The organism is Reyranella sp., assembly GCF_965229815.1.
Lineage (GTDB): Bacteria > Pseudomonadota > Alphaproteobacteria > Reyranellales > Reyranellaceae > Reyranella.
Map to the genome: position 1 here is coordinate 123,291 of NZ_CBDDJN010000008.1, position 17,790 is coordinate 141,080.

Genomic DNA, 17,790 nt, shown 5'->3' on the forward strand with positions numbered 1-17,790 from the left:
GGCGGCTGGGCTCCGTCAGGCGCGCGTCGCGAGGTATGCCCGGATGCGGTCGATCGATCCCAGATTGTCGACGGTGGCGTCGCTGTCGGGGATGCGCAGGCCGGGGTAGGCGGCTTCCAGTGCGGCGACGATCGTGGTGAGGGCCAGCGAATCGATGATGCCCGATTCGACCAGCTCGAGATCGTCGGTCAGGTCGATGCCGCTCAGCTCCTGCTTCAGCGCGTCGCCGACCACGCCCCGCAGATTCGCGTATTCCATGCCGTCCTCGCCCGACGCCGCGGCGTTGTCCCCGAAAGGATCGCGCGGCTCCCACGCCAAGCGCTCTAGCTACCCACCCCGTCCGGGCAAGTCCACACCGTCGCGCGGCGGGGGGCTGGTCGACACGGACTGCAAATTTCGTCCGGGGCGTTGCGTTGGCGTATCGGAGGCCGGCAGGGTAGGCTCGGCGGGCGCGCGTCGGCGACGGATACGAGGGGATGACGACACTTTTCGAGTACGATCCCGATCTCGGCTATCGCTTCGTGCCCCATCTCAAGACCCGCGTGGCGAACGACGAGGGCGGCTACCTGGTCCGCACCAACGGGCAGGGATTCCGCAACGATCGCGAGTTCGAGCGCGACGATCCGGCGAGCCGCATCCTGGTGTTCGGCGACTCCTTCACGGCCGGCGACGGGGTCTCCAACGGCAGCCGCTACACCGACGTCCTCGAAGGGCTGCTTTCCGCCGCCCAGGTCCACAATTTCGGCCTGCCGGGCAGCGGCACCGACGTCCAGTATCTCTGCTATCGCAAGGTGGCCGCCGGCGCCCCGGCCACCGCGATCGTGATGGCCGTGCTGGTCGAGAACATCCGGCGGATCGTCAGCCCCTACCGGCCGTCCCAGACGGAAGACGGCAAGGTCGAGTTCCTGGCCAAGCCGTATTTCGAGCTCGACGGCGACAGGCTCGAGCTGCGTCACGTGCCGGTGCCGCGCGAGCCCGTCACGGCGCGTGAGCTGGAGGGCAACGATGCCGTCGACCGCGGCGGCCGGTTCCCGATGCTGCGCAAGCTGGTGCGCTCGATGGGCCTGCAGGAGGTGGTGCAGCAGCTCACCCGCTACCAGCCGACGCCGGAATACGACAGCCCCGACAACCCGGCCTGGCGCCTGATGCGCGCGATCCTGCTGGCCTGGCGGGCGGAGGTGCCGCAGCCCGTGGTGCTCATGCCGCTGCCGCTCTACCAGCATGTCGAGGGCACCGCCGACCCGCCGGCCTATCGCCAGCGCTTCGCCGAGCTGGCCCGCGAGGGCGGCTTCGTGCTGCACGATCCGCTGGACGACCTCCTCGCATACGATGCGCAGACCCGCCGATCCTTCCGCTTCAAGCGGGACGTGCACTTGACCCCGGCGGGCCATCGCGCGATAGCGCAGTCGCTGGCCGGGACGTTGCGTCGGCTTGTCGGTGAAACGGCGCCAGCGACGGGAAGGGCCGTGTGACTGCGCCGTACATCCTGGGTATTTCGGGCCTCTATCACGATTCGGCCGCTGCCATCGTGCGCGGCGGCGAGATCGTCGCCGCGGCGCAGGAGGAGCGATTCACGCGCCGCAAGCACGATCGCCGCTTCCCGGCGAACGCGGTGAACTACTGCCTGGGCGAGGCCTTCGTCGAGCCGTCCGACCTCGAGCTGGTCGCCTACTACGACAATCCCTGGCTCACCTTCGATCGCGTCCTGCGCAACTTCGCCGCCGTGGCGCCGCGCGGCCGCGAGCCCTTCGGCGCGGCGATGCGCTCGGTGGTCGGCGAGAAATTCAACGTCGGCGCGCTGATCGAGCAGGCGCTGGGCACGCGCCGGCCGGTCGCCTATGTCGACCACCACCTGTCGCACGCCGCCTCGGCCTTCTATCCCTCGCCGTTCGAGAGCGCCGCGGTGCTCACCATCGACGGCGTCGGCGAGCACGCGACGCTCACCATGGGCCATGGGCGCGGCGAGCGGCTCGAGCTGCTGCGCGAGATCCGCTACCCGCATTCGCTTGGCCTGCTGTACAGCGCCATCACCCAGTATTGCGGCTTCAAGGTCAATTCCGGCGAGTACAAGCTGATGGGGCTCGCCCCCTACGGCGAACCGCGCTTCGCCGACCTGATCCTGAAGCACCTGATCGACGTGAAGGACGACGGTTCGTTCGCGCTCGACCTCGACTATTTCGCCTTCATGGACGGCGCGGCGATGTCCGGCGAGAAGATGCATGCCCTGTTCGGCGCGCCGCCGCGCGAGCCGGAAAGCCGCATCGAGCTCTTCCACATGGACGTGGCGGCCTCGATCCAGGCGGTGACCGAGGAGATCATGCTGCGGCTGGCCCGCGAGGCACGGCGGCTGACCGGCGAACGGAACCTCGCGCTGGCTGGCGGCGTAGCGCTGAACTGCGTGGGCAACGGCAAGATCCTGCGCTCGGGCATCGTCGACGGGCTGTGGATCCAGCCGGCGGCCGGCGATGCCGGCGGTGCGCTGGGCGCGGCGCTCTACGCCGCCCACATGGGGCTCGGCGTGCCGCGTCCGCCGCGGACGGGCGGGCGCGACAGCCAGCATGGCAGCTATCTCGGTCCGGCCTATTCGAGCGCCCAGGTCAGGGCCTTCCTCGATCGCGAGGCCTATCCCTATGCCCGCGTGACCGATCGTGCCGAGCGCGCCCGCCGCGTCGCCGAGGCACTGGCCTCGGGCAAGGTCGTGGGACTGCTGTCGGGCCGCATGGAGTTCGGCCCGCGGTCGCTCGGCGCCCGCTCGATCCTGGCCGATCCGCGCGGCGCGGAGATGCAATCCAAGGTCAATCTCAAGGTGAAGTACCGCGAATCCTTCCGGCCGTTCGCGCCGGCGGTGCTCGATTCGCGGGCCGGCGACTTCTTCGAGCTGGAGGGCGAAAGCCCGTACATGCTGCTGGTCGCGCCGGTGCGCGAGGCGATCCGCCAGCCCTTCGACCTGGCCGCCTTCCGCCAGGGCGTCGCCGACATGATCCCGGAGGTCAACAAGGTCCGCTCGACCCTGCCGGCGATCACCCATGTCGACTACAGCGCGCGCGTGCAGACCGTGAGCGCCGCCGACCAGCCCGACTTCCACGCCATCCTGCAGGCCTTCGAGGCGGCGACCGGCTGCCCGGTGCTGGTCAACACCTCGTTCAACGTGCGCGGCGAGCCGATCGTCAACACGCCGCAGGATGCCTATCGCTGCTTCATGCGCACCGACATCGACCTGCTGGTGCTGGAGGATTGCCTGCTCGAGAAGGCCGAGCAGCCGGCCAGCGCCGAAGGCGACGACTGGAGGAAGGAATTTGTCCTCGACTGACGAGCTGCTGGACGCGCTGTTCGCCGCCCTGACCGCCGAAGACGGAAAGCCGGCGCTCGACCCGCGCATGGCGCTGCGGTCCGACCCGGCGGCCGGCAGCTACTTCATCCCGGCGCCGCGGCCAGCGCTCAGCCTCGACGAGATGCGCCGGCCGGACCGCGAGGGGCCGCTGGCGGAGCTGCAGCACGTGCTCGCCGACCTGCCGGCCGACCGGCGGGCGGCGCTGATCGAACGGGTGACGGCGCTCCATGCCGCGCTGGCGACGGCCGCCCAGGGCGAGGGCGAGGCCGAGCCCTCGTCGCTGATCTACGCCTTGCACTGAGATGGCCGGGCTGAAGCGGGCGATCATCGCGACGGCGACCGGGCTCGGCTGCCTTCCCGCGGGTCTCGCCGCCCAGCGCGCCCTGTTCGGTCGCCATCATCTGCGGGTGCTGAACTATCACCAGACTCCGGCCCATTCGCGCGACGGGCTGGAGCGGCAGCTCGCCTTCTACCTTCGCCATTACGATCCGGCGGGACCGGACGACCTCGATGCCTGCCTCGCCGGGCGCCTCGCGGGAAACCGGCCGCGCCTGCTCATCACCTTCGACGACGGCTATCGCTCCAACCACGACGTCGCCGCGCCGCTGCTGGAGAAGCACGGCTTCCGTGCCTTCTTCTTCCTGCCCGAGGCGTACGTGGCGGCCGACCGCGCGGCAGCCGACGCGGCCTTCGCCGCCGCGAGCGACGAGCCGGAGCCGCGCCTGTGCTGGCCGGAGGCGCGGGCGCTCGAGGCAAGCGGCCATCGCATCGGCTGCCATTCGCGCACCCACGTCCGGCTGGGCGACGATCTGTCCGGCGAGCGGCTCCATGACGAGATCACCCGGGCCGGGCAGGACATGGCCGCCGCGCTCGGCCATCCGGTCGAGGATTTCTGCTGGGTCGGCGGCGAGGAATGGTCCTACGGCGCGGGCGCCTTCGACGAGATCCGCCGCGCCGGCTATCGCCGCGTCTTCATGACCAATCTCCTGCCCGTGCGGCCGGGCTCCTCGCCGATCTGGATCCAACGCACCAATGTCGAGGCCGGCTGGCCGCTGCGCGAGGTCGAGTTCTATCTCAGCGGCCTGATGGACCTCGCCTACGCGCCCAAGCGGCGGCGCCTCGCACGCAAGCTGCTGTCGCGCGCCTGAGCGGTATCGCGGCGACCGCGCTCAGTGGCGGACGACCGCCGCTTCCGTTTCCTCTGCAGGTCTGCCGGTAAGGTCCCGCAGGTGTCCGAGAACCGTGCTTTCGGTCACTGGCCGGACCAGGAGCGGCACACCCGCCAGCGGCGAGGAGGTCGGGATCCAGACCATGGCGTCCGCAAGCAGCAGCAGGCCGGTCTCGGGGAAGTGCCTGCGCGTCCAGCGGGCGACGTCCAACCCGTCGCGACCGCCGTTCAGGGACAGGTCGGCGACAACGGCGTCGACCGGCTGACGCTCCAGGGCCCGGATCGCCTCCGGCACGGAAGCCGCGCTCGCGGTCTCGAAGCCCTCGCGGCTGAGGACGGATTCGAGAGCTTCGCGGGGGGCTCGAGCGTCGCCCACGACCAGGATGCGGGGCGTGCCGTGAGGGGCCGACACCGGATGGCTGGACTGACGCGCGCTCACGTCGGGACCTCCAGGCCGTAGCGGGCGAATTCCTGGCCGACCGTCGGCAGAAGGGCGCGCGCGGCCCTCTCGTCGGCCAGACCCTGAGCGGTCTGTCCCGTGGCCCGCCGCGCCATGCCGCGACCGAACAGGGCGAGCGGCCGGTTGGGATCGGCCTGCAGCACCGCATCGTATTCCTCCAGGGCCTTCTCCGGCTGACCGCGCTTCAGGAAGATGAAGCCGCGGGTCTCGCGCGTTTCGAGGTTGCCCGGCTGCAGCGCCAGCGCGCGATCGCAGTCGGCCAGCGCGTCCGCCAGGTCGCGGCCGACGATGGTTCGCGTCAGGCAGCGGTTGGCATAGGCCCAGACCAGCGTGTGATCGTGGCGCACCGCCTCCGAATAGTCGGCGATCGCATCGTCGTACTGGTGCTTGGCGAAGTGGGCGTAGCCTCGATTGTAGTGGGCGAGCACGTTGTCCGGATCGAGCTCGAGAGCCGCATTGGCATCCTCGAGCGCGGCGTCATGGTCGCCACGGGTGGACAGGATGGCGGCGCGATTGACCAGCGCGGCCGTGAAGCGCGGATCGAGCTTCAGTGCCTCGGAGTAGTCGGCAAACGCCTGGTCGTTGTCGCCGAGGCGGGCGGCCACATAGCCGCGCAAGAAGATCGTCCGCGGATTGTTCGGCGAGAGCATCGCCGCCCGCTGCGCGTCGGCCTTGGCCGCGCCGAGCTCCGACAGCCTGAGATGCGCGTCGGCGCGGAAGAGCAGGCTGTCGACGTTGTCGGGCACGATCGCCAGCGCGCGGTCGAAGGCGGCAATGGCCTCGCGGAGGCGCGCCGGATCGCGGGCGAGCAGGATGCCCCGGTCGAGATGGGCCCGCGCATTGCCGGGGTCCTGGGCCAGGGCGGCGTCGTAATCGGCGAGCGCCCGGACGGCATCGCCGATTGCGTGCCGGGCGATGGCGCGCTGCAGGAAATGCGCCGAGTTGAGCCGGTTGGGCTCGGTCAGCGAGTCGAACTGCGCGACGGCGGCCCGGAAGTCCGCCTGCGCCCGCTCTTCGTCCCGCACCGCGCGATAGGCCTGCCCTCTCTGGACGAAGGCTGCGGCGCGATCGGCGCCTGCAATCGTCTTCGAGTCCAGAGCGGCCGAGCAGGCCACGATTCGAACGGAAGGCGGCGTCGTGGTGCTGCCGATGCAGGTCGTGGTTGGCGAATCCGCTGCCAGCGCGGCAAGGTCGACGCTCCTCTGGGCGTGGGCGGCGACGGGCACGCCGAGCGCCGTGACGATTGCGAGGAGTGAAGTGATCCGAGGTCGCGCGACGGCGCGTACTGACATGGCGACTGGCTCCGTGTGTCCGGGATGAGGGCCGGTGTTGGTGCGCGAACGTCATCCAGACATGCAAAGTTGCAGGTCTCTGGTCGCGAGATTTCGGGTGTGACGCTGCGGATTCCCGCGGTCTTTTCTCGCTTCACCAATCGTCAGTTGAGGGGGCCGGACTGAAGATCGCGCCGGCGGAGTCGCGCTTCAGGCGAAGCTGAATCCCATGGTGCGGGCGTAGTAATGGAGCCCGCCATCCTGGACGATGAGGGCGAGTGCGATGTCGTCGTCGCGCACCGCGTCGCCGGCCACCGGCGCGTTGCGATGGTCATGGGTGACGCCGGCCGGCGTCAGCAGGGTCGCGTGCTGCGTCCAGGGCAGCCGCTGGCCGCCGATCGTCGAGGCGCAGCGCGCCTCGCGCAGCGCGAGCACCAGGGCCGCGGCGTTGTGACGGTGCGGCCGCTGCGATTCGCCCGGGCGGACAGCGTTCAGGGTGAGCGTGAGGGCGGGGAGGCACGTTCCGAGCCGCTCGGTGCGGGCGCTGGCCATGAACAGGGCCCGGCCCGGCGTGTCCGGTCCCATCGTCCGCTCGTAGAGCGCCCGCAGCTCGCGCCCGATGTCGTCGGCGCGATAGTGCGTCGCGTCGATCGCTCCGCGCCCGGCGGTCTCGGGCCGGACGCCGAGGAACGCCAGCGCCGGCTCGTCGGTGGCCAGCCACAGAACCGAGTCCTCGTCGGCGTGCCAGGTCGAGGCGATGCCGCCGGGCAAGGCGAGCATGTCGTCGGCTTGCCAGGCCATGCGCTCGCCATCGCGCTCCAGCGTTCCCGCCCCCTGCAGCACGGCCCAGATCTCGCCGCTCGCGGGCAGCGTGGCCCGCAGCATCTCGCCGCGACGGATGCGCGCGTAGCGGGCCAGCATGAACGGCGTCGTCGCGGCGTGCTCCGTGCCGAGCGTCGCCGAGAGGTCGAGGGCGACGAAGCCGGTCGGCGTCTCGCGGGCGAAGGCGCGGCGCTGCTCGTCGACGAAGGCGCGGGGAGCGAGCGGCGCGCGCATGATGTTGAAGCCCTTCTCGACCGGCACATAGCGCGCCCGTTCCGCCTCGATCGTCATCGTCGTCTCCTCACAGCGCCATGAAGCCGCCGTCGGTGCACAGGACGTGGCCGACGACGAAGGACGCGGCGTCGGAGGCCAGCCACGCGACGGCCTCCGCCACCTCCTCGGGCTGGCCCATGCGGCGCAGCGGCAATCCCGCGGCGACGGCGCTCATGTCCATGATCTTCGAGGCCAGCATCATGTCGGTGACGACCCGGCCCGGGGCCACGGCGTTGATGCGCACGCCGCGCTCGGCATATTCCATCGCCGCCGAACGCATCAACGAGATCACCGCCGCCTTCGACGCGGAGTAGAGGGCGAGGCCGGGGTTGGGATTGCGCAGCCCGCTCACCGAGGCATTCACCACGATGGCGCCGGAGCCGCGTTCCGCCATGTGCCTGATCTGGTGCTGCAGGCAGAGATAGACCGACCGCACGTTGGTATCGAAAACCCGCTCGTAGAGACCGGCATCCTGCTCGGCGATGGGCGCGCGGGGTTCCTGGTAGCCGGCATTGTTGAAGGCGACGTCGAGATGGCCGAGGTCGGACAGGATCGTCCGATGCAGCCGCTCGATCTCGTCCGGCCGGGTGACGTCGGTCGGGACGAAGCGGGCCGCCGCGCCGGTCTCGGCCAGGGCCGCCACGGCCGCCTCGCCTTCGGCGCGGCGACGCCCGGCGATCACCACCGTGGCGCCGCGGCGCGCGAAGGCCAGCGCCGCCGCACGGCCGATGCCCGTCGCGCCGCCGGTGACCAGGACGACCTTGCCCTCGAAGTCGCGCATCTAGGCCTCGCCTCCGACGCGCGCCCGCTCGACGATGGCGCGCTGGTCGAGACCGGCCGGTAGGCTGCCGTAGGCGGCACCGCCGTCGCCGTCGAGGCGGCTGGCGCAGAAGGCGTCGGCCACCTCTGCCGGCGCCTGGCGGACCAGCAGGCTGGCCTGCAGCGCCACGGCCATGCGCCCGGCAATGCGGCGGGCGCGCGCCTCGTGCTCCTCGGGCCGGCCGAGCTCCGCTTCGAGGGCGTCGACCGCGCGGTCGAGCCGGCGGTCGCCTCCCTTCGCCAGCCGCACCTCGTCGAGGAAGGCCGGCACCGTTGCCGGCGTGCGGGCGGCGGCGCGCAGCACGTCGAGGGCGATGACATTGCCGCTGCCCTCCCAGATGCCATTGAGCGGCGCCTCTCTGTAGAGGCGCGCCATCGGCCCTTCCTCGATGAACCCGTTGCCGCCATGGCACTCCAGCGCCTCGTGGACCACGCCGACGGCGCGCTTGCAGTTCCAGTACTTGGCGACGGGGGTGCCGATGCGCACCAGCAGCGCGGCGGCCGCGTCGCCCGCCTGCTCGTCGTCGACGGCGCGGGCCAGCCGGAAGGCGAGCAGTGTGGCGGCCTCGACCTCGATCGCGAGGTCGGCGATCACGTTCTGCATCAGCGGCTGGTCGACCAGGCGACGCTGGAAAGCCAGCCGCGAGGTCGTGTGATGGATCGCTTCGGAGAGCGCACGTCGCATCAGGCCGGCCGAGCCGATGGCGAAGTCGAGGCGCGTCAGGTGGGTCATGGCGAGCGCCGCCTTGACGCCCTGGCCTTCCTCGCCGACCAGCCAGCCCAGTGCGCCACGATACTCGATCTCGCTCGAGGCGTTCGACTTGTTGCCGCACTTGTCCTTGAGGCGCTGGATCAGCAGCCGGTTGCGCGTGCCGTCGGGCAGCCAGCCCGGCAGGAGAAAGCACGACAGGCCGCGATCGGTCTGCGCCAGGGTGACGAAAACGTCGCTGTGCGGGACCGAGAAGAACCATTTGTGGCCGTCGATGCGATACGCCTCGCCCGGGCCGCGCCGCGCCGTCGCCGGCCGTGCCACCGTCTGGGTGGCGCGCAGGTCGGAGCCGGCCTGCTTCTCCGTCAGGGTCATGCCGACCGTGCCGCCGGTCTTTCGCTGCATCGGCGCCGCCGCCGGATCGTAGCGGGTCGACAGGATGAACGGCTCCCACACGGCGGCCAGCTCGGGCTGCAGGCGGAGCGCCGGGATCGCCGAGTAGGTCATGCCGAGCGGGCAGCAGATGCCGCTCTCGCCCTGGTTCCAGAGATAGGAGAGCAGCCCGCGCGCGACATGGGCGCCGGGCTTGCCGGCCGTCCAGGCCAGCGAATGGGTGCCCTGGCCGATCGCCAGCGCCATCAGCGCGTGCCAGGCTGGATGGAAGGCGATTTCGTCGACGCGATGGCCGAACCGGTCGTGGCTCACCAGCTCGGGCGTGTGGCGGTTGGCGTCGCGCGCCAGCGCGGCGACCTCGGCGCTCGCTACTGTCGCGCCGGCGTCGGCCAGCAGCGGCTCGGCCCAGCCGATCGGGGCGCGGCCGGCGATCTCGCCCAGCAGGCGGTCGTCCTTGAAGGCATTGTGGCCGGTGAAGGGAGTCGCCTGGTTCATGACCTCGTGCGTGGCGTAGCCGTCGGGCGGCAGGACGGGCAGGCGCGAGAAGAGCTCCGTCGCGGCGGTCGAGGACGTCGTGGTCATGGCTTGGCCTCCGTCGCGCCCAGGCTGGCGCGCAGGCAGAATGCGGTGATCTGGTCGACGAGATGACGGTCGGCGCGCGGACCGGTGCCCCGGGACGGCGCGAGCGGACCCACCAGCGCCTCCATGAAGGCACCGACGATGCACGCCGCGGCAACGGCGGGGTCGAGCCGCGGGAAGACACCGCGCATGATGCCCTCGCGCAGGATGCGCTCGAAGCAGCGCGCGAGCTGGGCGCGATAGTCGAGGCGCACCGTCTCGACCTCGGGATCGACCGGCTCGGCGATCAGCGCATAGGCGAGGCGCCGGCCGCGCAGCGCCCGGGTGGCGAAGGCACGCACGGCCGACTGCAGCGTCTCGGCCGGGGCGCCGCCCTCGGCGGCGATGGCCGCCACGATGCCGACCTCGCGCGCCGACACGGTGGCGACGATCTCGGCGCAGAGCTCGGCCTTCGACGCCCAGTGCCGGTAGACCGTGCCGGTCGCGACGTCGGCGCGCGCCGCCACGCGGTCGACCTGGGCGGCGGGCCAGCCGCCGTCCGCGACCAGCGCACGCGCCGCCTGCAGGATCCGCGCCCGCTTGTCGGCCTGACGCCGGGTGGCGTTCTCGGTGTGGCGGTAGACCACAGCTGCCCGTCCCTTCGACTTCAAGAAATGAACCAAAGTTCATTTTCGGGAAGGAATGAACCCGAGTTCAGATGTTGCGTCAAGTGCCGCCTCGTCCGCGGAGCGGCTATACAGCGGCTATACAAACGTATGACAGACCGCCGGCCCGCTTTGTGCGAGAGCGGAGAGGCCCGGCCGACGTTGGACGGCGGCCGCCCGGAGATCCATGAGATGACGACGCGCTTTCCGGTTCCCGACCGATCCTCGCTTGCGATGCCGTTCCTGACGGCGTTGCTGGCGGCCGTCATCTTCGTCGTCGACACCGCGACGCCGCTCGATGGCGCCATCGCCGTGCTCTACGTCGCCGTCGTCCTGCTCGCGATGGACTTCGCGAGCGAGCGGGGCATCCTGTTCGTCGCCGCGGGTTGTGGGGCCCTCACCCTTCTGAGCTTCGCGATCTCGCACGGCGAGAGTGCGGACACCGGTCCGATCATGCGCGGGCTGGTCAGCCTGGCGGCGATCGGAATCACTGCGCTGCTGGCCGCGCGCAACCAGCGATCGCAGGCGACGGTGCGCGAGCATGCAAGCCTGCTCGACCTGACCCACGACGCCATCTTCGTGCGCAACCAGGACGACGTCGTCACCTACTGGAACCGCGCCGCGACCGACCTCTACGGCTGGACGGCCGGCGAGGCGCGGGGACGCAAGGCGGCAGAGCTGCTCCATACGGAATTCCCCGCGCCTCCGGCCGACATCACCGCCGGGCTCCTGCGCGACGGGCGCTGGGAGGGCGAGCTGGTGCATCGGGCGCGCGACGGCCGTCGCCTGGTGGTGGCGAGCCGCTGGGCGGTGCAGCGCGATCCCCGGGGGCGCCTGGCCGCGGTCCTGGAGACCAACAACGACGTCACCGAGCGCCGCGGCATCGAGGACGGGCTGCACCGGGCGCAGAGCGAGCTTGCCCACGTCTCGCGCGTGGCGACGCTGGGCGAGCTGACCGCATCGATCGCGCACGAGGTCAACCAGCCGCTGGCGGCCATCGTCACCAACGGCGAGGCCGGGCTGCGCTGGCTCGGCCGTCCCGTGCCCGACATCGCCGAGGCGCGCCAGTCGGTCGAGCACATGATCCGCAATGCCCAGCGTGCCAGCGAGGTGGTGCGTCGCCTGCGGGGCCTGTCGCGTCGCGACGGGCCGGCCCACGACGTCCTGGCGCCGGCCGAGGTCGCCCACGAGGTCGGCCTGCTGATCGCGCGCGAGCTGACGGTGCGGCGCGTCGCGCTGTCGGTGGCGGCGCCGGACGACCTGCCGCGAGTCCGCGGCGACCGCGTTCAACTGCAGCAGGTCATCATGAATCTGCTGATGAACGGCATCCAGGCGATGGCCGAGGTCGAGGACCGGCCGCGCAAGCTGACCATCGAGCTCGGCCGGTCGGGCGGCGACGTGGTCATCGCCGTCACCGATTCGGGGCCGGGCCTCGATCCGGCGCAGCAGGAGCGGCTGTTCGAGGCTTTCTTCACCACCAAGCAGGATGGCATGGGCATGGGCCTGTCGATCTGCCGCTCGATCATCGAGGCCCACGGCGGTAGCATCCGGGCGGAGAATGTCGAGGGCGGCGCCTGCTTCCGGGTGACTTTGCCCGCCGTGAACGAGGCCAGCCATGCGGCGCCCTGAGACCCGCCCCGCGCCTGAACCGCCATCGGCGCCGACCGTGTACGTGGTCGACGACGACGAGGAACTGCGCCTGGCGCTCGCCAATCTGTTTCGCTCGGTCAGCCTGCCGGCCCGGGTCTTCGGTTCGACGGCCGAGTTCCTCGAGGCCGTGCCGGCGCGCTCGCCGGGCTGCCTGGTCCTCGACATCAGGCTGCCCGGGGTCAGCGGGCTCGAGTTCCAGAGCCAGCTCGCGCGCGCCCACGCCGAGATCCCGATCATCTTCATGACCGGCCACGGCGACATCCCGATGTCGGTGCGCGCCATGAAGGCCGGCGCCATCGACTTCCTCGTCAAGCCTTTCCGCGACCAGGACATGCTGGATGCGGTTGCCGTCGCCCTGGAGGCCGATCGCATGCAGCGCCAGCAGCACGATCAGTCGGCCGGCGTGCGGGAGCGCTTCGAGCGGCTGTCGGCGCGCGAGCGCGAGGTCATGACACTGGTCACGCGCGGCCTGATGAACAAGCAGGTCGCCGGGGAACTCGGGCTGAGCGAGATCACCGTCAAGCTCTATCGCGGCCAGGCGATGCGCAAGATGGGCGCCGGCTCGCTGGCCGACCTGGTCCGCATGGCCGAAGCGCTGGAACTGCACGGCAGGCGGGCCTAGGCGGCCGGACGGCGGCCCAAACGAATGTATAGGTTTCGCCCGGCGAGCGGCAGGACCAAGTTCGGGCGATGAACGCCCCGACCATCGCCGTCGTCGACGACGACGACTCCGTCCGCGCCGCCCTGGACAATCTGCTGCGATCCATGGGCATGACCGTCGTCACCTTCGGCTCGGCGGAGGAGTTCCTCGACTCGCCGCGCCGCGACGAGGTGAGCTGCCTCGTCGCCGACGTCCAGATGCCGGGCATGGGCGGCCTGGCGCTGCATCGCCAACTGGCTGCGGAATCCAGGCGCGTCCCGATCATCCTGATCACGGCCTTCCCCAAGGACCATGTCCGGCGCGAGGTCGAGGCCGACGGCGCATTCGGCTATCTCGCGAAGCCGTTCGAGAGCGCCTCGTTGCTCGCCTGCATCGACCGCGCCCTGGATGAGGGCCATACGGGCGCCTGAAACAGACCGGCATGTCATACGAAGGTATGGGCCGACCGTCCCAAGGCACGGATGGCCGCCCGTCGCGCTGTCCGTCACTGTTGGCCATCTTCCGAGCCAGCGAGGGGCCCATGTCGAACCCGCAGATGTCACGTCATCCGGAAAGCGCACCGCCGCCGGCGGCCGACAGATCGTACCTGTTGCGGCTGGCGACCGGGGAAGAGCCGGTCTCGGTGCTGGTGACCGGCGAGGCGCGGCCGCCGCTACCGGTCGGCTCCGCTGGATCCGCCCTGCACGTGCGGTCGCAGCCTCTCCATGCCGCGCTCGCCGCGGTGTCCGAGCGGCTGGGCGGCGGCACTCTGATCGGCGCCGAGCCGGCTCTCGTCCGCGATCCGATCGTCCAGGCGCTGACCGGAGTGCTGGCGTCGAGGAGAGACGTTTCCGGCGAGATCGGGATCGTGTTCGGCAATGCCGTCGGGGCCGCGCTGGTCGCCCGCCTCGTGGCCTTGCACGGTGCCGGCGGCGTGACGGTTGCGACCGGCGGCGCCGACTGTGTCCTGCCGAAATGGCGGCTGAAGCGTGTCGTCGATCATGTCGACGCGAACCTCTCGAGGCGCGTCCGCCTCGCCGACATGGCGGATGCGGCCGGCCTGTCGCGCATGTACTTCGCCGCCCGGTTCCGCCGGACGACCGGGCTGCGGCCGCACGAATACCTGCTGCGCCGCCGCGTCGAGCGGGCGCAGCAGTTGCTGCGCGATCCCCGACGGACCCTGGTCGAGATCGCCCTCGGCGTCGGCTTCCAGACGCAGGCCCATTTCACGACCGTGTTCAAGCGGTTCAGCGGCGAGACGCCGCGCCGCTGGCGGCAGCTCGCCCTGCTCCGGGATTCGGCGCCGGCCGGTCGGGACCGCGGCCACCCGCGGGCCCTTGTGCGCTGATCGAGGCCGGCCGCCCGTTGTGGGCGACCGGCGGACGGGTGCCTGCCGCGGCGTCCTAGGCCGCCGCAGCCAGTTCCGCCGGCACGTTGCGGATCAGGTGGTCGAAGGCGCTGAGCGAGGCCTTGGCGCCGTCGCCCAGGGCGATGACGATCTGCTTGTAGGGCACCGTCGTGGCGTCGCCGGCGGCGAAGACGCCGGGCAGGGACGTCCGGCCGGCGGCGTCGACCTCGATCTCGCCGCGTGCGGTGAGCGCCAGCGTGCCCTTCAGCCACTCGGTGTTGGGCACCAGCCCGATCTGCACGAACACGCCCTCGAGCTCGATCCGGCGCTCGGTGCCGGTCGTGCGATCCTTGAACGACAGGCCGGTGACGCGGCTGCCGTCGCCATGGACCTCGGTCGTCTGGGCCGAGGTGATCACCGTGACATTGGCCAGCGATCGCAGCTTCTGCTGCAGCACCGCGTCGGCGCGCAGCTTCGCGTCGAACTCGATCAGGGTCACGTGCGCGGTCAGGCCGGCCAGGTCGATCGCCGCCTCGACGCCGGAGTTTCCACCGCCGATCACCGCCACGCGCTTGCCCTTGAACAGCGGCCCGTCGCAGTGCGGGCAGAAGGCGACGCCCTTGTTGCGGTACTGGTCTTCGCCCGGGACGTTCATCTGCCGCCACCGCGCGCCGGGCGCCAGCACCACGGTGCGGGCCTGCAGCGTGGCGCCGCTGGCCAGCGTCACCGTCAGCGGGGCGCCGGCGGCGCCGGACGGGGCCAGCCCGGTGGCCGTCTGCAGGTTCATGATGTCGACGCCGTACTCGCGCACATGCTCCTCCAGCGCCGCGCCCAGCTTCGGCCCCTCGGTGTGGCGCACCGAGACGAAGTTCTCGATCGCCAGCGTGTCCAGCACCTGGCCGCCGAAGCGCTCGGCGACGACGCCGGTACGGATGCCCTTGCGCGCGGCGTAGATCGCCGCCGCGGCGCCGGCCGGCCCACCGCCGACGACCAGCACGTCGAAGGCGGCCTTGGCCGAGAGGGCCTCGGCCTGGCGTGCCGTCGCGCCGGTGTCGAGCCTGGCGAGGATCTCTTCGACGCCCATGCGGCCCTGGCCGAACGGCTCGCCGTTCACGAACACGGCTGGCACCGCCATGATGCCGCGAGCCTCGACCTCCTTCTGGAACAGCGCACCGTCGATCGCGACATGGCGAATACGCGGGTTGACCACGCTCATCAGGTTGAGCGCCTGCACAACGTCGGGGCAGTTCTGGCAGGACAGGGAGAAGTAGGTCTCGAACCGCCAGTCGCCGTCGAGCGCGCGGATGCGCTCCAGCGTCTCGGCCGACTGCTTCGGCGGATGGCCGCCGACCTGCAGCAGCGCGAGGACGAGCGAGGTGAACTCGTGGCCGAGCGGAATGCCGGCGAAGCGCACGCCGACGTCGGTGCCGGGCCGGACGATGGCGAAGGAGGGGCGACGCTCGTCGTCGTCGCGGCGCACGACGGTGATGTGGTCGGAGAGTGCCGCGATCTCGTCGAGCAGCGTTGCCAGCTCGCGCGACTTGTCGCTGTCGTCGAGCGACGCCGCGAGCTCGATGGGCTGCGTGACGCGGGCAAGGTAGCCCTGGAGCTGGGTCTTGAGAGCGGTGTCCAACATGACGATGCCTCGGGAAACTCTGTGCGGAAGGGAAGGTCCCCGGCCCCGAAGGGCCGGGGAAAGCGCGGTCAGATCTTGCCGACCAGGTCGAGCGACGGGGCGAGGGTCTTCTCGCCTTCCTGCCACTTCGCCGGGCAGACCTCGCCGGGGTGGGCGGCGACGTACTGGGCCGCCTTGATCTTGCGCAGCAGCTCCTTGGCGTCCCGGCCGACGCCGCCGGCGGTGATCTCGACGATCTGGATGCGGCCCTCGGGGTCGACCACGAAGGTGCCGCGGTCGGCGATTCCGGCATCCTCGATCAGCACGCCGAAATTGCGGGCCAGGACGTGGGTCGGATCGGCCAGCATCGGGTAGGCGATCTTGCCGATCGCCGGCGACGTGTCGTGCCATGCCTTGTGGCTGAAATGCGTGTCGGTCGAGACGCTGTAGACCTCGACGCCGAGCTTGCGAAACTCGGCATAGTGATCGGCCAGGTCCTCGAGCTCGGTCGGGCAGACGAAGGTGAAGTCCGCCGGATAGAAGAAGAGCACCGACCACTTGCCCTTGAGGCTGGCCTCGGTGACCTCGATGAACTCGCCCTGCTGGTAGGCGGTCGCCTTGAAGGGTTTGATCTCGCTGTTGATGATGGACATGTCCTGCTCCGTTTTGGTGGCGGCCGCTGCGGCCTCGCCAACGGAGATAGGGTCTCTTGACTTCAGAGAAAAACGAATAATATCAATCGTCATGATCGATAGAGACGATTAATGGCCAAGCCGCTGCCGACCCTGCGCCAGCTCCAGTATCTCGTGGCCGTTGTCGACCGCTGCCATTTCGGCGCGGCGGCGCAGGCCTGCGCCGTCACCCAGTCGACCTTGAGCGCCGCCATCCAGGAACTGGAGGAGCTGCTCGGCGCACCGCTGCTCGAGCGCAGCAAGCGGTCGGTGGTGCCGACGCCGCTCGGGCGCGACATCGCCGAGCGGGCGCGCGCGCTTCTGCAGGGGGCCGAGGACCTGGTCGACGCCGCCCAGGCCGGCCGTGCCGTGATGGCCGGACCGCTGCGCCTCGGCGTCATTCCCACCATCGGCCCCTTCGTATTGCCGCGGACGATGCCGCGCCTGCGGCGCGCCTTCCCGCAGCTCAAGCTCTACCTGCGCGAGGAGCAGACCGAGCCGCTGGTGGCCAAGCTGCAGGCGGGCGAGCTCGATGCCGTCCTGCTGGCGCTGCCGTATCCGCTGCGCGACCTCGAGGTCATGGAGATCGCGGAGGATCCCTTCTGGGCCGCCTATCCGCCCGGCCATGTGGTGCCGGCGGGCAAGCCGGTGCAGCCCGGCGACATGGCGCTCGAGAACCTGCTGCTGCTGGAGGACGGGCACTGCCTGCGCGACCAGGCCCTGGCGGCCTGTCATCTCGAGGGGGCGCGGCGCAACGAGGCGTTCCAGGGCACCAGCCTCCACACGCTGGTGCAGATGGTGGCGAACGGGCTCGGCGTCACGCTGCTGCCGCAGATGGCGATCGACGCCGGCATCCTGCGCGGGCTCAACCTCCCGCTGCGGCCGCTGGCGGGAAAGTCGTCGGCGCGGCGCATCGGGCTCGTCTGGCGACGCAGCTCGGCCCGCAAGGAAACGTTCCGCACGCTCGGCCAGGCGCTCAAGGCCGAGCTCGACGCGATGGCCCAGCGCCGCGCCGCCTGACGGGACCTGCACGGTTCCCTCCGACTGCGATCCGCTCTAGCCTGTCCGGCGAACGGCCGATCGGTTGGTCGGGCGTCCAAACAGGCAAAGGAGGCCGGCGATGTCCGAGCAGAAGAAGAAGGTCCTGCAGCGCTTCGAGGAGCGCCTTGCCCGGCTCGAGGCCCTGCGTCACGAGAAGCCGGCGCGCTGGCAGATCTTCCATCTCCACAATGCATTGAACGTCCTGCCGGACGACCATGGCGCCGCCGACCTCCATCTCGACGAGTTCGACCGCCACGACCTCGCCAAGGAGTATCCCGAGCTCGAGGCCGACCACGTCCCGACCGTCGAGGAGATCCGCTCGCGCTTCGACATGGTCGCGGGCGGCTTGCTCTAGC

19 protein-coding genes are annotated in these 17,790 nt (G+C 70.8%); 10 read left to right on the forward strand and 9 right to left on the reverse strand.

The window, feature by feature from the left end:
* Nucleotides 1–15: 15 nt before the first annotated feature.
* Complete coding sequence (locus ACO073_RS28190) at nucleotides 16–258, reverse strand: phosphopantetheine-binding protein (protein WP_422002464.1); 243 nt, start codon at nucleotides 256–258, stop codon at nucleotides 16–18.
* 218 nt (nucleotides 259–476) lie between these two features.
* Between ACO073_RS28190 and ACO073_RS28195 the strand changes: the two genes are divergently transcribed.
* Genes ACO073_RS28195 through ACO073_RS28210 form a run of 4 tightly spaced genes read left to right on the forward strand, consistent with a single transcriptional unit; the run spans nucleotide 477 to nucleotide 4,479 of the window.
* Complete coding sequence (locus ACO073_RS28195; RefSeq protein ID WP_422002466.1) at nucleotides 477–1,472, forward strand: SGNH/GDSL hydrolase family protein; 996 nt, start codon at nucleotides 477–479, stop codon at nucleotides 1,470–1,472.
* The gene (locus tag ACO073_RS28200; RefSeq protein ID WP_422002467.1) at nucleotides 1,469–3,310 is read left to right on the forward strand and encodes a carbamoyltransferase; all 1,842 of its coding nucleotides are present in this window, start codon (nucleotides 1,469–1,471) and stop codon (nucleotides 3,308–3,310) included. The genes ACO073_RS28195 and ACO073_RS28200 overlap by 4 nt, the downstream gene beginning before the upstream one ends.
* Nucleotides 3,297–3,632, forward strand: coding sequence for a hypothetical protein (locus ACO073_RS28205; RefSeq protein ID WP_422002469.1), 336 nt, complete (start codon nucleotides 3,297–3,299; stop codon nucleotides 3,630–3,632). Before ACO073_RS28200 ends, ACO073_RS28205 begins: the two co-directional genes overlap by 14 nt.
* 1 nt (nucleotide 3,633) lies before the next feature.
* Nucleotides 3,634–4,479 carry a polysaccharide deacetylase family protein gene (locus ACO073_RS28210; RefSeq protein ID WP_422002470.1) on the forward strand — a complete coding sequence of 282 codons (846 nt, stop codon included), beginning with the start codon at nucleotides 3,634–3,636 and terminating at the stop codon, nucleotides 4,477–4,479.
* A 21-nt stretch (nucleotides 4,480–4,500) separates the two neighbouring features.
* On the opposite strand, the gene ACO073_RS28215 is transcribed toward ACO073_RS28210, so the two are convergent.
* The 6 genes from ACO073_RS28215 to ACO073_RS28240 all read right to left on the reverse strand — a co-directional run bounded on the left by ACO073_RS28215 (nucleotide 4,501) and on the right by ACO073_RS28240 (nucleotide 10,475).
* A complete protein-coding gene (locus tag ACO073_RS28215) occupies nucleotides 4,501–4,938 on the reverse strand; it encodes a response regulator (protein ID WP_422002471.1) in 438 nt (145 codons plus the stop codon).
* Nucleotides 4,935–6,251 carry a tetratricopeptide repeat protein gene (locus ACO073_RS28220; protein WP_422002473.1) on the reverse strand — a complete coding sequence of 439 codons (1,317 nt, stop codon included), beginning with the start codon at nucleotides 6,249–6,251 and terminating at the stop codon, nucleotides 4,935–4,937. The genes ACO073_RS28215 and ACO073_RS28220 overlap by 4 nt, the downstream gene beginning before the upstream one ends.
* A 189-nt stretch (nucleotides 6,252–6,440) precedes the next feature.
* Nucleotides 6,441–7,343 (reverse strand): hypothetical protein, encoded by a 903-nt coding sequence (locus tag ACO073_RS28225; RefSeq protein WP_422002474.1) that lies wholly within the window; start codon nucleotides 7,341–7,343, stop codon nucleotides 6,441–6,443.
* 10 nt (nucleotides 7,344–7,353) lie between these two features.
* On the reverse strand, nucleotides 7,354–8,106 hold the full coding sequence (locus tag ACO073_RS28230; RefSeq protein WP_422002476.1) for an SDR family NAD(P)-dependent oxidoreductase: 753 nt from the start codon (nucleotides 8,104–8,106) through the stop codon (nucleotides 7,354–7,356).
* The gene (locus ACO073_RS28235; protein WP_422002478.1) at nucleotides 8,107–9,828 is read right to left on the reverse strand and encodes an acyl-CoA dehydrogenase family protein; all 1,722 of its coding nucleotides are present in this window, start codon (nucleotides 9,826–9,828) and stop codon (nucleotides 8,107–8,109) included.
* Entirely contained in the window at nucleotides 9,825–10,475 is a 651-nt protein-coding gene (locus ACO073_RS28240; protein WP_422002480.1) for a TetR/AcrR family transcriptional regulator, read from the reverse strand. The genes ACO073_RS28235 and ACO073_RS28240 overlap by 4 nt, the downstream gene beginning before the upstream one ends.
* Before the next feature lie 186 nt (nucleotides 10,476–10,661).
* On the opposite strand from ACO073_RS28240, the gene ACO073_RS28245 reads away from it, so the two are divergent.
* The 4 genes from ACO073_RS28245 (at nucleotide 10,662) to ACO073_RS28260 (ending at nucleotide 14,107) form a co-directional block, all read left to right on the forward strand.
* Nucleotides 10,662–12,098 (forward strand): sensor histidine kinase, encoded by a 1,437-nt coding sequence (locus ACO073_RS28245; RefSeq protein ID WP_422002482.1) that lies wholly within the window; start codon nucleotides 10,662–10,664, stop codon nucleotides 12,096–12,098.
* Nucleotides 12,085–12,741, forward strand: coding sequence for a response regulator transcription factor (locus tag ACO073_RS28250; RefSeq protein ID WP_422002484.1), 657 nt, complete (start codon nucleotides 12,085–12,087; stop codon nucleotides 12,739–12,741). Before ACO073_RS28245 ends, ACO073_RS28250 begins: the two co-directional genes overlap by 14 nt.
* Before the next feature lie 68 nt (nucleotides 12,742–12,809).
* Nucleotides 12,810–13,190 carry a response regulator transcription factor gene (locus tag ACO073_RS28255; RefSeq protein ID WP_422002486.1) on the forward strand — a complete coding sequence of 127 codons (381 nt, stop codon included), beginning with the start codon at nucleotides 12,810–12,812 and terminating at the stop codon, nucleotides 13,188–13,190.
* Nucleotides 13,191–13,300: 110 nt separating this feature from the next.
* The gene (locus tag ACO073_RS28260; protein WP_422002488.1) at nucleotides 13,301–14,107 is read left to right on the forward strand and encodes a helix-turn-helix transcriptional regulator; all 807 of its coding nucleotides are present in this window, start codon (nucleotides 13,301–13,303) and stop codon (nucleotides 14,105–14,107) included.
* 55 nt (nucleotides 14,108–14,162) lie between these two features.
* On the opposite strand, the gene ahpF is transcribed toward ACO073_RS28260, so the two are convergent.
* Together ahpF and ahpC are read right to left on the reverse strand one after the other, a co-directional pair.
* Nucleotides 14,163–15,743 (reverse strand): alkyl hydroperoxide reductase subunit F, encoded by a 1,581-nt coding sequence (ahpF, locus tag ACO073_RS28265; RefSeq protein ID WP_422002489.1) that lies wholly within the window; start codon nucleotides 15,741–15,743, stop codon nucleotides 14,163–14,165.
* Nucleotides 15,744–15,811: 68 nt separating this feature from the next.
* The gene (ahpC, locus tag ACO073_RS28270) at nucleotides 15,812–16,375 is read right to left on the reverse strand and encodes an alkyl hydroperoxide reductase subunit C (protein ID WP_422002491.1); all 564 of its coding nucleotides are present in this window, start codon (nucleotides 16,373–16,375) and stop codon (nucleotides 15,812–15,814) included.
* Nucleotides 16,376–16,486: 111 nt separating this feature from the next.
* On the opposite strand from ahpC, the gene ACO073_RS28275 reads away from it, so the two are divergent.
* Complete coding sequence (locus ACO073_RS28275) at nucleotides 16,487–17,413, forward strand: hydrogen peroxide-inducible genes activator (protein ID WP_422002493.1); 927 nt, start codon at nucleotides 16,487–16,489, stop codon at nucleotides 17,411–17,413.
* A 100-nt stretch (nucleotides 17,414–17,513) separates the two neighbouring features.
* Nucleotides 17,514–17,789, forward strand: a complete 276-nt coding sequence (locus ACO073_RS28280) for a hypothetical protein (protein ID WP_422002495.1) — start codon at nucleotides 17,514–17,516, stop codon at nucleotides 17,787–17,789.
* Nucleotide 17,790: the final 1 nt, after the last annotated feature.